This is a genomic window from Geodermatophilus sp. SYSU D01176, from assembly GCF_054050015.1.
The window spans coordinates 1-13539 of sequence record NZ_JBJGYN010000084.1; the positions used below are offsets into that span (position 1 = coordinate 1).

At 75.3% G+C, this 13539-nt stretch carries 13 protein-coding genes; 3 read left to right on the plus strand and 10 right to left on the minus strand.

What is annotated here, in order from left to right; genetic code table 11:
• Positions 1-153: 153 nt before the first annotated feature.
• The 10 genes from ACI78Z_RS24075 to ACI78Z_RS24120 all read right to left on the minus strand — a co-directional run bounded on the left by ACI78Z_RS24075 (position 154) and on the right by ACI78Z_RS24120 (position 9815).
• A complete protein-coding gene (locus ACI78Z_RS24075; RefSeq protein WP_457039066.1) occupies positions 154-486 on the minus strand; it encodes a cytidine deaminase in 333 nt (110 codons plus the stop codon).
• Between the two features lie 6 nt (positions 487-492).
• Positions 493-1878, minus strand: a complete 1386-nt coding sequence (locus tag ACI78Z_RS24080; protein ID WP_457039067.1) for a hemolysin family protein — start codon at positions 1876-1878, stop codon at positions 493-495.
• A complete protein-coding gene (ybeY, locus tag ACI78Z_RS24085) occupies positions 1875-2378 on the minus strand; it encodes an rRNA maturation RNase YbeY (RefSeq protein WP_457039068.1) in 504 nt (167 codons plus the stop codon). The genes ACI78Z_RS24080 and ybeY overlap by 4 nt, the downstream gene beginning before the upstream one ends.
• A 5-nt stretch (positions 2379-2383) precedes the next feature.
• Entirely contained in the window at positions 2384-3526 is a 1143-nt protein-coding gene (locus ACI78Z_RS24090) for a PhoH family protein (RefSeq protein WP_457039069.1), read from the minus strand.
• Positions 3527-3615: 89 nt separating this feature from the next.
• Complete coding sequence (locus ACI78Z_RS24095; protein ID WP_457039070.1) at positions 3616-4434, minus strand: enoyl-CoA hydratase/isomerase family protein; 819 nt, start codon at positions 4432-4434, stop codon at positions 3616-3618.
• Positions 4435-4537: 103 nt separating this feature from the next.
• Entirely contained in the window at positions 4538-4897 is a 360-nt protein-coding gene (locus tag ACI78Z_RS24100) for an HIT domain-containing protein (RefSeq protein WP_457039071.1), read from the minus strand.
• A gap of 190 nt (positions 4898-5087) precedes the next feature.
• On the minus strand, positions 5088-5819 hold the full coding sequence (locus ACI78Z_RS24105; RefSeq protein WP_457039072.1) for an ABC transporter ATP-binding protein: 732 nt from the start codon (positions 5817-5819) through the stop codon (positions 5088-5090).
• The gene (locus tag ACI78Z_RS24110; RefSeq protein WP_457039073.1) at positions 5816-7654 is read right to left on the minus strand and encodes a branched-chain amino acid ABC transporter ATP-binding protein/permease; all 1839 of its coding nucleotides are present in this window, start codon (positions 7652-7654) and stop codon (positions 5816-5818) included. The genes ACI78Z_RS24105 and ACI78Z_RS24110 overlap by 4 nt, the downstream gene beginning before the upstream one ends.
• Positions 7654-8529 (minus strand): branched-chain amino acid ABC transporter permease, encoded by an 876-nt coding sequence (locus ACI78Z_RS24115; RefSeq protein WP_457039074.1) that lies wholly within the window; start codon positions 8527-8529, stop codon positions 7654-7656. The genes ACI78Z_RS24110 and ACI78Z_RS24115 overlap by 1 nt, the downstream gene beginning before the upstream one ends.
• Positions 8530-8636: 107 nt before the next feature.
• The gene (locus tag ACI78Z_RS24120) at positions 8637-9815 is read right to left on the minus strand and encodes an ABC transporter substrate-binding protein (protein ID WP_457039075.1); all 1179 of its coding nucleotides are present in this window, start codon (positions 9813-9815) and stop codon (positions 8637-8639) included.
• A gap of 285 nt (positions 9816-10100) precedes the next feature.
• On the opposite strand from ACI78Z_RS24120, the gene ACI78Z_RS24125 reads away from it, so the two are divergent.
• The 3 genes from ACI78Z_RS24125 to ACI78Z_RS24135 are packed head-to-tail and all read left to right on the plus strand — an operon-like array spanning position 10101 to position 13374.
• Positions 10101-11039: a putative selenate ABC transporter substrate-binding protein gene (locus tag ACI78Z_RS24125; RefSeq protein ID WP_457039076.1), complete on the plus strand. Its 939-nt coding sequence runs from the start codon at positions 10101-10103 to the stop codon at positions 11037-11039.
• Positions 11040-11068: 29 nt separating this feature from the next.
• Positions 11069-11770: a phosphonate ABC transporter ATP-binding protein gene (locus tag ACI78Z_RS24130; RefSeq protein WP_457039077.1), complete on the plus strand. Its 702-nt coding sequence runs from the start codon at positions 11069-11071 to the stop codon at positions 11768-11770.
• Complete coding sequence (locus ACI78Z_RS24135) at positions 11767-13374, plus strand: PhnE/PtxC family ABC transporter permease (RefSeq protein WP_457039078.1); 1608 nt, start codon at positions 11767-11769, stop codon at positions 13372-13374. Before ACI78Z_RS24130 ends, ACI78Z_RS24135 begins: the two co-directional genes overlap by 4 nt.
• Positions 13375-13539: the final 165 nt, after the last annotated feature.

The following is a 13539-nucleotide window of genomic DNA, read 5'->3' on the forward strand; positions in this document are numbered from 1 at the left end:
CCCCCCCCCCCCCCCCCCCCCCCCCCCCCCCCCCCCCCCCCCCCCCCCCCCCCCCCCCCCCCCCCCCCCCCCCCCCCCCCCCCCCCCCCCCCCCCCCGCGGAGGCGACGACCGTCCCGCGCGACCAGCACGCGGGCGCCGCGCCCGCGGACGGTCAGGCGGTGGTGCGCACCGCGCCGTCCGGGCCGGCGAGGTGGACCGGGGCGGACGGCGTGAGGTCGTGCACCGCGGCCAGCCCGGCCTCCTCCACGGAGTCGGCGGCCGAGACGACGGCGGCCGCCTCCAGGCCCTCGACCCCGCTGGAGACGGCGGCGGCGACCGCGGCCTGCAGCGCGGAGAGCTGCAACGACGGCAGCGCGACGGTGGCGGCGAGGTAGGTGCGGCCGTCGGTGTCGCGGACCGCCGCACCCTCCGGGGCGCCGGTGCGGCCGCGCGCGGAGCGGGCCAGGGTGACGAGCTTGGCGTCCTCGGGGTCCAGGTCACTCACGGGCCGTCACCCTTCCACGGCGCCGGCGGGCTCCTCGACGCGGGTGGCGCCGGAGGCGGTGGCCCCCGAGGCCGTGGCCCCGTGTGCCTGCGGCTCCTCGCCCTCGACGGGCTCGGTCTCCTCGGGCACCCGGCAGACCAGGATGGTGTCGATCCGATTGCGCCGTCCGCCGGTGCTCTCGGCGACCAGCCGCAGCCCGGCGACCTCGGCCTGCGAGCCCTCGATCGGCACCATGCCCAGCTCGCGGGCGAGCAGCCCGCCGACGGTCTCGACGTCGTCGTCACGGGGGAGCTCGACGTCGAACAGGGTCGCGAGGTCCTCGACCGGCAGCCGGGCGGTGATCCGCACGGAGCCGTCGGACAGCTCCTCGACCGGCGGGCGCTGGAAGCGGTCGTGCTCGTCGGCGATCTCGCCGACGATCTCCTCGAGGATGTCCTCGATCGTCACCAGTCCGGCGAAGCCGCCGTACTCGTCGACGACGATGGCGATGTGGATGCGCTGGGCCTGCATGTCCCGCAGCAGCTCGTCCACCGGCTTGGACTCGGGCACGAACGACGGCGGGCGCATCAGCTCCTCGACCCGCACGTCGTTCCTGGCGTCCTGCCCGCCCTGGGTCCGGCGGACGAGGTCCTTGAGGTAGATGACCCCGACGACGTCGTCCACGTTCTCGCCGATGACGGGGATGCGGCTGAAGCCGCTGCGCAGGGCCAGCGCCAGGGCCTGCCGGAGGGACTTGTTCCGCTCGATCCAGACGACGTCGGTGCGCGGCACCATGACCTCGCGGGCGATGGTGTCGCCCAGCTCGAACACCGAGTGGATCATGTTGCGCTCGCCGGACTCGACGACGCCGCGCTCCTCGGCCATGTCGACCAGCTCGCGCAGCTCGACCTCGGAGGAGAACGGGCCGTCCCGGAAGCCCCGCCCGGGGGTGATCGCGTTGCCGACCAGGATGAGCAGCGTCGCGACCGGGCCGAGCACGCGACCCAGCAGCCGGACGACGCTGGCCCCGGCCAGCGCGGTCCCGTAGGCGTGCTGGCGTCCCAGGGTGCGCGGGCCGACGCCGACCAGCACGTAGCTCACGACCGTCATGGCCCCGGCCGCGGTGAGCACCGGCTGCCATCCCCCGCCCCACAGCCGGTGGAGGACGACGGTGAGCAGGACGGCGGCGACCATCTCGCAGGCGATCCGCAGCAGGAGCAGCAGCGCCACGTGCCGGGCCCGCTCGGCGACGACGGCGGAGAGCACGCCGGCCCGCTTGACGCCGTCCCGCCGCATCTCGTCGACCCGCGCCTTGGACACCCGCTGCAGCGCGGCGTCCATGGCGCCGAACAGGCCGGCGAGCGGGATCAGGCAGACGGCGATCACCAGCAGGGTGATCTCGCCGGCGGTCATCGGGGGACCGGCCCCCCGTCGACGACCTCACCGGTCATCGGGGCCCGCGGGGCGGCGCGCCAGCCGTCGAGCAGCGTGGTCTGCAGGCCGAACATCTCCTTCTCCTCCTCCGGCTCCATGTGGTCGTAGCCGAGGAGGTGCAGCACGCCGTGCGTGGCGAGCAGGATCAGCTCGTCGTCCATCGTGTGGCCGGCCGCGCGGGCCTGCTTGATCGCGACCGAGGGGCACAGGACGACGTCCCCGAGCAGGGCCGGGCCCGGGTCGGGCTCGTCGGGACGACCGGTGTCCAGCTCGTCCATCGGGAAGGCGAGGACGTCGGTCGGCCCCTTCTCCCCCATCCACCGCTCGTGCAGCGTGCTCATGTAGTCCGGGTCGACGCACAGCACCGACAGCTCGGCCATCGGGTTGACGCCCATCTCCGCGAGCACGTAGGTGCAGATGGCGGCGAGGGAGGACTCGTCGACGGCGATCTCGGACTCGTTGGCTACCTCGACGGGCACGGCGGTCAGCTCCCCTGGCGGCGCGGTCGCGCCGGGCGCGCCGGCTGCTGCTGGGTCGCCGCCGGGCGCTGGTTGTTGGCGGAGTCCCAGCGCTCGTAGGCGTCGACGATGTCGCCGACCAGCCGGTGGCGGACGACGTCGGCGCTGGTCAGGTTGGCGAAGTGGACGTCCTCGATGCCGTCGAGGATCTCGCGCACGATCCGCAGCCCGCTCTGCGCGCCGCCGGGCAGGTCCACCTGGGTGACGTCGCCGGTGACCACGATCTTGGACCCGAAGCCGAGCCGGGTGAGGAACATCTTCATCTGCTCGGCGGTGGTGTTCTGCGCTTCGTCGAGGATGACGAACGCGTCATTGAGCGTTCTTCCGCGCATATATGCTAATGGCGCAACCTCAATTGTCCCGGATTGCATCAATCGCGGAATGGACTCCGGGTCGACCATGTCGTGCAGCGCGTCGTACAGCGGCCGCAGGTACGGGTCGATCTTCTCGCTCAGCGTGCCGGGCAGGTACCCCAGCCGCTCACCGGCCTCGACGGCCGGGCGGGTGAGGATGATCCGGTTGACCTGCTTGGTCTGCAGCGCCTGCACGGCCTTGGCCATCGCCAGGTAGGTCTTGCCGGTGCCGGCGGGGCCGATGCCGAAGACGATGGTGTGGGTGTCGATGGCGTCGACGTAGCGCTTCTGGTTCAGCGTCTTGGGCCGGATCGTGCGCCCGCGGCGGCTGATGATGTCGAGGCTGAGGACGTCGGCCGGCCGCTCGGACCCGCCGGCGCGTAGCATCCCGATGACCCGGCGCACCGAGTCCGGGCGCAGCACCTGGCCGGTGCCGATCAGCGCGATCAGCTCGTCGAACACCGCGACGGCGAAGGCGTTGTCGGCCGGCTGACCGGTCACGGCGATCTCGTTGCCGCGCACGTGGACGTCGGTGTCGACCTCGTTCTCCACCAGGCGCAGCAACTCGTCGCCGGAGCCCAGCAGCGAGACCATCGGGACGGAGTCGGGGACGGTGATGGTGGTCCGGACGGCGGCCGGGGCGGCGTCCCCCAGGCCGGGCTGTCCGGGGTGGCCGTCGGCGGCTGCAGCCTGGGCCGAGGCCTCACGGGAGGTGGGCGCTCCGGGCACGGGGACGTTCGGGGAGGAGTCGGGCAAGAACCCTCGACCCTGCCTTCCTGGAAGGGGATCTGACCGGTCGAGTCTACCCGCGGACGACCCCGGCAACCGCCGCCCGGACCTGCTGGTCACCGGCCCGAGTAGGTGGCCTTCCCGGGCCCCTCGGTGAGGAAGGAGCGCACCGCGCCGCGCAGGTCGTCGGTGGCGAAGAGCGGGCCGGAGAGACCGGGCACCAGCTCGTCGGCGGCCCGCGCCCCCTGCCGGACGGCGGTGGTGACCAGCCTCTTGGTCGCCGCGTGCGCGACGGTCGGACCGGCGGCCACCTGGCGGGCGTAGCCGCGGGCGGCCTCGGCGAACCCGTCGTCGGGCAGCACCCGGTTGACGACGTTCCACCGCTCCAGGACGGCGGCCGGATAGCGCTCGCCGGTGAAGACGAACTCCTTGGCCCGCGCGGACCCGGCCCGCTCGGCCAGCCGCTGCGGCCCGCCCATCGACGGGGTCAGCCCGACGACGATCTCGACCAGCCCGAACGACGCCCGCTCCGCGGCCAGCAGGACGTCGCAGGCCAGCGCCAGCTCGAAGGCGGCGGTCAGGGTGAGCCCGTGCGCGGCGAAGACGGTCGGCACCGGGAGGTCCTCGAACGTCTGGGCGACCCGCAGCAGCCGCCGCCACAGCTCGGCGCCCCGCTGGGCGGGCTCGGGCCCCTCGGCGATGTCGCGGAACACGGTCACGTCGACGCCGCCGGAGACCACCTTGCCGCGCGCCTCGACCAGCACCGCCCGGGCCCGCGCGGGGTCGGCCGGGTCGGTGAGCCGCACCAGCTCGTCGGCGACCGCCTCGATCGCGTCGAACACCGGGGCGTCGAAGAGGTTCAGCGGCGGGTGGTCCAGGACGACGACGGCGACGTCGCCGTCCCGCTCGATGCGCACGGGCGCGGAATCGGTCATGCCCGGCAGCCTGGCAGACGCGGCTCGCGGGTACCCGGGGCCGTGACCGACCTGCTCAGCGGGGCCGTCGCCCGCCGCGACCCGCGCTGACCGTCCGCGTCGGTCAGCCCGGCGGCCACCGGAAGTCGCGGCCGCCCAGGACGTGCAGGTGCACGTGGTGCACGGTCTGCCCGGCCGCGGGGCCGGTGTTGGTGACCACCCGGTAGCCCGGCTCGACGCCGTCGTCGGTGACCAGGCCCTCCTGGACGGCGACCGCGCCCGCCGCGCGGACGACGGCGCCGAGCAGGTCGGGGTCGGCCTGCGCCAGCGCGGCCGCCGTCGCGTGGTGCTCCTTGGGCACCACCAGCACGTGGGTCGGGGCCTGCGGGTTGATGTCCCGGAAGGCCAGCGTCCGATCGGTCTCGTGCACGACGTCGGCGGGGATCTCGCCGGCGACCATGCGGCAGAAGAGGCAGTCGCTCACGGCCCCGACCCTAGAAGGGCCACCCTTCCCCCCGCGCCTCGTAGGAGGACCCCGTCCTGCCCACCCTTCGCAGGCTCAGGTCGGGCCCCGGGACGGGGCCGGCGGGGCCCCTGAAGGGTGGCCGCTCCAGCACGTCGCCGGCCCCACGGCGAGCCGCTGGACAGGGCCGCCCCGGGACGGGGCCGGGGCGTCACGGCTGGCCGGGCGTGGTCTCGACTCCCAGGTAGGCCTGCACGATGCGCTCGTCGGCCAGCAGCTCCGCCGCCGGGCCGGAGTGGACGACCTCACCGCTCTGAAGCACGTAGCCGTGGTCGGCGGCGCGCAGCGCCCGGCGGGCGTTCTGCTCGACGAGCACCACGGTGGTGCCCGACGCCCGGATCTCCTCGATCACCCGGAAGACCTCGTCGACGATCTTGGGGGCGAGCCCCATGGAGGGCTCGTCCATGAGCATGACCGTCGGCGCGGCCACCAGGGCACGGGCGATGGCGAGCATCTGCTGCTCACCGCCGGAGAGCGCGCCGGCGGGCAGCGCCCGGCGCTCGGCCAGCACCGGGAAGCGGTCGTACACGGCGTCGATGGACCTCTGGGCGGTCCCGCCGGTGTGCCACGCCCCCATCAGGAGGTTCTCCTCGATGGTGAGCGTGGCCAGGATCTGCCGCCCCTCCGGCACCTGCACCAGCCCGCGGGCCACCAGCTTGTGGGCCGGCGTCCGGGTGACGTCGCGTCCCTCGAAGGTGATCCGCCCGCCGGCCGGCCGCAGGATGCCCGAGACGGCGTTGATGACCGAGGACTTCCCGGCCCCGTTGGCCCCCACCAGGGTCACCAGCGAGCCCTGGTCGACGGCGAACGAGACCCCGCGGACGGCCTCGACCCGCCCGTAGCCGACCCGCAGGTCCTGCACGTTCAGGATGGGGTTGCTCACGTCGCGTTCCTCGGGGTGGTGTCCGGGAGGTCGAGCGTGCCGGCCGCGCTCGGGTCCACGTTGGTGACGGCACCGGGCGCGGCGACGACGCCGCCGGCCCCGGTCGGGTCGGCCCCGGTCCCGTCCGCGACCGACCCGGCCTGCTCCGCCTCGTCGTCGGCCGTCCCGTCGTCGTCGGCCGTCCCGAGGTAGGCCTCGATCACGGCGGGATCGGCCGCGATCTCCGCCGGCGAGCCGCTGGCGATGACCTCGCCGAAGTCGAGGACGACGACCCGCGTGCAGGTCTCCAGGACCATGCCGACGTTGTGCTCGATGAACAGGATCGTCAGCCCGTCCCGGGCCAGCGACCGGATGAGCTCGGACAGCCGCGCCGCCTCGACGTGGTTCATGCCGGCGGCCGGCTCGTCGAGGATCAGCAGGGACGGCTCGGAGGCGAGCGCTCGGGCGATCTCCAGCCGGCGCTGGTCGCCGTAGGACAGCGACGACGCCCGGTTGCCGGCCAGGTCGCTCAGCCCCACCCGCGCCAGGCAGCGGGCCGCGTGCTCCAGGGCCGCCCGCTCGTCGCGCCGGGCCGAGGGCAGCCACAGCAGCCGGCGCAGGAAGGTCGGGCGGCTGACCAGGTGCGCCCCCACGAGCACGTTCTCCAGCGCCGAGAGCCGGTTGAACAGCTTGGAGTGCTGGAAGGTGCGGCTCACCCCGGCCGCCGCCACCCGGTGCACGGGAGTCCGCCCGATCGTCGTCCCCAGGACCGTGGCGCTGCCCGAGCTGGGCGGCACCAGGCCGCTGATCATGTTCACCAGGGTGGTCTTGCCCGCGCCGTTCGGTCCGATCAGGCCGACGACCTCGCCGCTGCGGATCTCCAGGTCGATGCCGCGGACGGCGTGCACCCCGCCGTACTCCTTGGCCAGGCCCGTCAGGCTGACCACCGTCTCGCCGGCGGCGGGGTGCGGGCGGGCGGCCAGGCGCGGCGCGGGGTCGGTCCCCGACGACGGGACGCGGGTGCGCCGCGGGATCAGGCTGGTCAGCCCGCCGGGCAGGAAGAGGATCACCACGAGCAGCAGCAGGCCGGCGAGGAACGGCCGGATCCAGCCCGCCTCCACACCGACCGCCCGCTGGATCTCGGGGATCATCGTCTGGAACCCGCTGCCCAGGACCGGTCCCACGAACATGGTGGAGCCGCCGACCACGGCGGTGACCAGGCCGTCCACGGCCGCGGTGAAGTCGAAGTCGCCGGGTGCGATGAGGCGCACGTAGTGGGCGAACAGCACGCCGTACAGGCCGGCCACGGCACCGGAGGTGACGAAGGCGGCCAGCCGGTGGCGGCCCACGTCGATGCCCATGGACCGGGCGGCGAGCTCGTCCTCGCGGATCGCCTCGAGCGCCCGGCCGTACCGGGATCGGCCCATCCGCCAGAACCAGTACGCGACGGCGGCCAGCGCCGTCCAGGCCATCCCGACGGTGAGCAGGCGCGGCACCGCGAGCCCCTGCGCGCCACCGGTCCACTCGAGGTTGAGCAGCACGACGCGCACCGCCTCGGCGAACCCGAGCGTGGCGATGGCGAGGAAGACGCCCCGCAGGTGCATCGTCGGCAGGCCCAGCACGACGGCGGTGAGGGCGCCGACCGCCATGCCGATGACGACGGCGGTCAGCAGGGCGGGCACGTCGCCGACGTCGTCCCCGCTGGGGGCGAGGGTGGCGGACGAGAAGGCGGCCACGGCGGCGAACCCGGCCTGGCCGAGGCTCAGCTGCCCGGCGATCAGGACGGCGTAGAAGGAGTAGGCGAAGACCGCCCCGAGGGCGATGAAGGTCAGCGTGGTGGCGTACTGGGCGAGCATCAGACCTCCCGGACCCTCCGGGCGCCGAGCAGACCCTGCGGGCGCACCAGCAGGATCAGGAACAGCAGCCCGAACGCGATGACGTCGCGCCAGGACGACCCGATGTACTGGACGGCGAACACCTCGGCCAGCCCCAGCACGAGGCCGCCGATGAGCGCACCGGGCAGCGAGCCCATGCCGCCGACGATGATGACGGCCAGCCCCTTGAGCTCGATGGCCGCGCCCATGCCGAGCTGGGCGGTGTTCACGTTGATGGCGAACAGCACGCCGGCGACCGCCCCCAGCGCCGAGGAGATGGCGAACGTGACGGCGGTGATCCGGTCCACGTTCACCCCGAGCACGCGGGCCGCGGTCGGGTTCTCCGCGACGGCGCGCATGCCGCGGCCCAGGCGGGTCCTGGTGACCATGTAGGTCAGCCCAACCATGAGCGCCAGGGAGACCGCCAGGATGACCACCTGGGCCAGGGTCACCTGGGCGCCGGCCACGTCGAACCGGGTCTCGGGGAACGACCCGGCCGGGAACCGGCGGGTGTCCGGGCCGTAGCGCCACTGCAGGAGCGCGATGAGCATCCCGGCCAGGGCGATCGAGGAGATCAGCCCGGCGAAGTGGGCGTCGGCCCGGCCCTTGAGGGGGCGGAACGCCAGCCGCTCGATCACCAGCCCGAGCACCGCGCCGAACACGAAGACGACGGGCAGCGCCGCCCACAGCGACAGCCCACCCCGCTCGACCAGCTCGATGCCCACGAAGGCCGAGGCGGCGAAGACCGCGGGGTGCGCCAGGTTCAGCCGGTCCAGGATGCCGAAGACCAGGGTGAAGCCGATGGCGAACAGCGCGTAGATCGAACCGATGAAGATGCCGTTGAGGAGCTGCTGCACAGCCGTCCCTGTCTGATCGTGTCTGCAGACCCCGGCCCGCCGGGACCCGCGCGGAAGGTACCGAGGGCCCCCTCCGGCCGGTCCACCCGGCCGGAGGGGCCTCCCGCTCACTCCAGGACGGCGAACTGCCCGTCCCGGACGACCTGCACGACGGCCGGGTGGACGGCGTCCCGGTTCTCGTCGATGGAGAACTCCCCGAGCACGGTCGGGACGTTCTCCAGCTCCCCGAGCGCCTGCTTGATGCTCTCGCGGTCGGCGGCGCAGTTGGCGCGGACGGCCTGGTCGACGAGCATCAGGCCGGCGTAGGCCTGGGCGGCGAACTGGTCGGGCTGGGCGCCGTACTCGGCCTCGAAGTCGGCCAGGAAGGCGGTGTTCTCCGGGTTGTCGGAGGCCGAGTTCCAGGCGGCGCCCACGACGACGCCCTCGGCCGCCTGGCCGGCGTCGGCCATCAGGCGCGGGTTGTTGAACCCGTTGCCGCCGATGATCGGCACGTCGATGCCCAGCTCACGGGCCTGGGTCACCAGCGGGATCGCGGCCTCGATCAGCGCGGAGACGACGAGCGCGTCGGGGTCGCTCTGCTGGGCCTGGGTCAGCAGGGCGCGGAAGTCGGTGTCGGCCTTGGAGAAGGTGATCGTCTCGCTCACCGTCACGCCCTGCTCCTCCAGCGCGGCGGCGAAGGCCTCGTAGCCGGACTCGGTGAACGCGTCGTCGTTGCTGTACATCACGACCACGTCCTGCAGCCCGAACTCCTCGGTGGCCGTGGCGATGGTCTGCGGGATCACCGCCGCCTCGGTGAGCGAGTTCCGGAAGATGTAGTCGCCGATCTCGGTGACGCCGGCGGCGGTGTTGGAGATGCCGAGCACCGGGACGCCCGCCTCCTGGGCGATCGGGTCGGCCTGCACCGCGGCGTTGGACAGGGTCGGGCCGATGATCAGGCTCACGCCGTCGGACACGAACTGGTCGAACAGGGTGATGCCCTGGCGCGGGTCGGTCTGGTCGTCCTCGATCCGCAGGTCGTAGGTGACACCGCCCTTCTCGGCCAGCTGCGCGGCGGCCAGCTCCAGCCCCCGCTGCTGCGACTCCCCGTAGCTGGCCGCGGCGCCGGTGAGGCTCAGCACCGCGCCGATGGGCACCTCGGCCCCGATGGTGCAGGAGTCCCCGCTGCCCTCTCCGGTGAGCTCACCGGAGGCGGCCGTGCCGCCGTCGCCTCCGTCGCCGGAGCCGCAGGAGGCGAGGAGGAGGACCGCCGCGGCTGCTGCGGCGGCGGTGCTGAGTGGAACGCGCATGGTTCTCCCCTGGTCGTGCACGACGGCCGCGCCGCGGCCCGTGGGCGGCCGGGCCCGGCGCGCTGTCGCACGGACGTCGTGTGGCCGGCCGGTGTCCGGCCGACGGGTGGCAGCCGACACAGTAGGCACCGGCGGGCGGGGGTCCGCCGTGGGCGGTGGCACCGTGCCCAGAACGTGACCCTGCAGGCCTGACCCGCGGCGGCACCGCGGCCGGTACAGGATGGGGACCCGTCCCCGACCCCGGAGGTGTCCCGTGCCCGTTCCCCAGCCCCGCGCCAGGACGTAGTGGGCACCCGCAGCGTCGCCCGGTCGGGTGGCCCCGATGCCCAGTCCCTCCTCCCCCCGCTCTCCCGCCGCTCCCTCCTCGCCGCCGGTGCCGCCCTCGTCGCCGGACTCCCCGGCTGCGGCCGCTCCACCGCCTCCACCTCCCCCGGCCCGCTGCGCGTCGGCGCCATCCCCGACCAGGACCCCGAGGTCCTGCAGCGCCTGTACGGCACCGTCGCCGACGCGATGTCCACCGCGCTGGACCTCGAGGTCGAGTACACGCCGGTCACCGACTACGCCGCCGCCGTCTCCCTGTTCCGCACCGGCGACCTCGACCTGGTCTGGTTCGGCGGGCTCACCGGCGTCCAGGCGCGGCTGCAGACCCCCGGCGCCGAGGCGGTCGCCCAGCGCGACATCGACCGGGCGTTCACCTCGGTGTTCGTCGTCCACGCCGACACCGGGCTCGCGCCGTCCGACGACCTCACCGCCCTGGCCCCGCTGCGCTTCACCTACGGCAGCGACACCTCGACGTCGGGCCGGCTGATGCCCGCGTACTTCCTGCGGGAGGCCGGCGTCGACCCGCAGGGCTTCCCCGGCGGCCCCGGCTTCTCTGGCTCGCACGACGCCACGCTGGCGCTGGTCGCCTCCGGCAGCTACCAGGCCGGGGTGCTGAACGCGCAGGTCTGGCGGTCGCGCACCGAGGAGGGCGCGGTCGACCCGGCGGTCACGCGGTACGCCGAGACCCCCCCGTACCCCGACTACCACTGGCTGCTCGGACCGCAGGCCGCCGCGCGGACCGCCGTCCCCGACCTCCGCGACCGGCTGCTCGACTTCCTCACCGGCCTGCCGCCCGGCGACCCGGTGCTGGAGCTGTTCGGCGCGGGCGGGTTCGTGCCGGCGCGGGCATCGGACTACGACCGGATCGAGCAGATCGGCCGCGACCTGGGGCTGGTCAGCTGAGCGCCGTCCTGCGGCTGGACGACGTCACGGTGCGGTACGGCGGGACGACCGCGCTGACCGGGGCCGACCTGGAGGTCGGGTCCGACGAGCGGGTCGCCCTCGTCGGCGCCTCCGGGGCGGGCAAGTCCACGCTGCTCGCGCTGGCCAACGGCTCGGTGCCGCCCACCGCCGGCACCGTGCGGGTCCTCGGCTGCGACCCGGTGCGGGGGCGGCGCCGGCTGCGGGGCCGGGTGGGCACCGTGCACCAGTCGCTGGAGCTGGTCGGCCGGCTGCGCGTGGTGCACGACGTCAACGCCGGCCGGCTGGCGCACTGGTCGGTGGCGCGGGCGGCCTGGTCGCTGGTGCGCCCGCAGGGCCTGCCGGAGGTGCTGGCCGCGCTGGAGCAGGTGGGCCTGGCCGACCGCGCCTTCGAGCGCACCGAGCGGCTCTCCGGTGGGCAGCGGCAGCGGGTGGCGATCGCCCGCCTGCTGGTGCAGCAGCCCGACCTGGTGCTCGCCGACGAGCCGGCGTCCGCCCTCGACCCGGTGCTCGCCGACCGGGCGCTGACGCTGCTGGGCGAGCCGGCACGGGCCCGCGGCGGCGCACTGGTCGCGGCGTTGCACGACCCGGGCCTGGTGCGCCGGCACTGCGACCGGGTGGTGGGGCTGGCCGGCGGCCGGGTGGTGCTGGACGCCCCGGTGGCCGCGCTGTCGGCCGCCGACCTGGCGGAGTTCTACGGAGCGGCGACGTGACGGCGGTCCTGGACCGCGCGGTCGCGCCGCCGGTGCTGCGGCGGGACCGGCGCCGCTGGGCCTGGGGCCTGGGCGCGGGAGCGGTGCTGGTCTGGTCGCTGGCCGGCGCGGGGCTGTTCTCCGGCGAGGTGGTCAACCCCGGCGGGACGGCGCAGGTCGGCCGGTTCGCGTCCGCGGCGCTCTCCCCGGCCGTCGACGCGCCGTTCCTCGGCGTCCTGGCGCGGTCGGCGCTGGTCACCGTCGCCCACGCCGCGGCGGGGACCGGCCTGGCGCTGGCGCTCGGCGCGGTCGGCGCGGTGCTCGTCTCACGCACCACCTGGGGACGGCGCCGGGCCGGCTGGCTGGCCGCGCGGGGGCTGCTCGCCGTCCCCCGGGGGCTGCACGAGGCGGTGTGGGGGCTGCTGCTGGTCAACGTGCTGGGCCTGGACCCGTGGGTCGGCGTGCTGGCCATCGGCATCCCCTACGGGGCGGTGACCGCCAAGGTCGTCGCCGACCTGGTCGACGAGGTCCCGCGCGGGGCGTACCGGGCGCTGCTCGCCGCGGGCTCGGGACGGGCGGCCGCCGCCCTGTACGGGCTGCTGCCGCCGGTCGCGGGCGGGCTGCTGTCCTACGCGTTCTACCGGCTGGAGTGCGCGGTCCGCTCGGCCGTCGTCCTGGGGATGGTGGGCGCCGGCGGGCTGGGCTACCAGCTGGCGCTGTCGTTCGCGTCGCTGCGCTGGGAGCAGGTCTGGAGCGCGGTCTACGCGCTCGCGCTGCTCTGCCTGGCCGCCGACGTGGCCGGGCGGGCGGTGCGCCGGCGGCTGGCCGCGCCGCCGGCGACGCCCGGCCGGGACCCCGTGCTGACCGCGGCCGTCGCCGGCACCGTGGTGCTGGTCGGCTGGTCGTGCTGGTACCTGGCGCTGTCGCCGGCGTCGCTGGTGTCGGACCGCACGGTCGCCCAGCTGGGCACCGTGCTGGGTGCGGCCTGGCCGCCGGCGACCGATGCCGGACTGCTGCGCACGGTCACCGGGCCGGCGGTGGACACCGTGCAGATGTCGGTGGTCGCGGTCGCCGTCGCGCTGGGGGGCGCGGTGCTGCTGGCCGGTCCGGCGGCACGGCCGGCCGGGCGGGCGGGGCCGGGACGGCGGGTCGTGGGGGCGCTGGTGCGCGGCGGGCTGCTCCTGCTGCGCGCGGTACCGCCGCCGGTGTGGGCGCTGGTGCTGCTCTTCGTGCTGCTGCCCGGGGTGCTCCCCGGCGCGCTGGCGCTCGGGGTCTACACGCTGGGGGTGCTGGGCCGGCTGGCGGCGGAGGCGACCGAGGAGCTCGACCCGCGGCCGCGGGCGGCGCTGGCCGCGCTGGGCGCCCGGCCGGCGGGTGCGTGGCTGTACGGGGTGCTGCCGCAGGCGGCCGGGCCGGTGCTGGCGTACGCGCTCTACCGCTGGGAGGTCGCCATCCGCGACACGCTGCTGGTCGGGCTGCTGGGCGCCGGCGGCCTCGGTGCGCTGCTGGCCGCGGAGCTGGCGACCTTCGACTGGGCCGCGGCGACGACGGTGCTCGCCGCGGTCGTCGTCCTGACCCTGCTCGTCGACCTGGTCAGCGACCGCGCCCGCGCCGTGCTGCGGTGACCGGCGCACGGACGGACTGCGCTGAGCACGGCCCAACGCGTCCTGGCTCACCGTCGTGGGGGGGGGGGGGGGGGGGGGGGGGGGGGGGGGGGGGGCGCGGGGGGGGGCCCGGGGGCGGGGGGGGGGGGGGGGGCGGGGGGGGGGGGGGGGGGGGGGCTGGGGGGG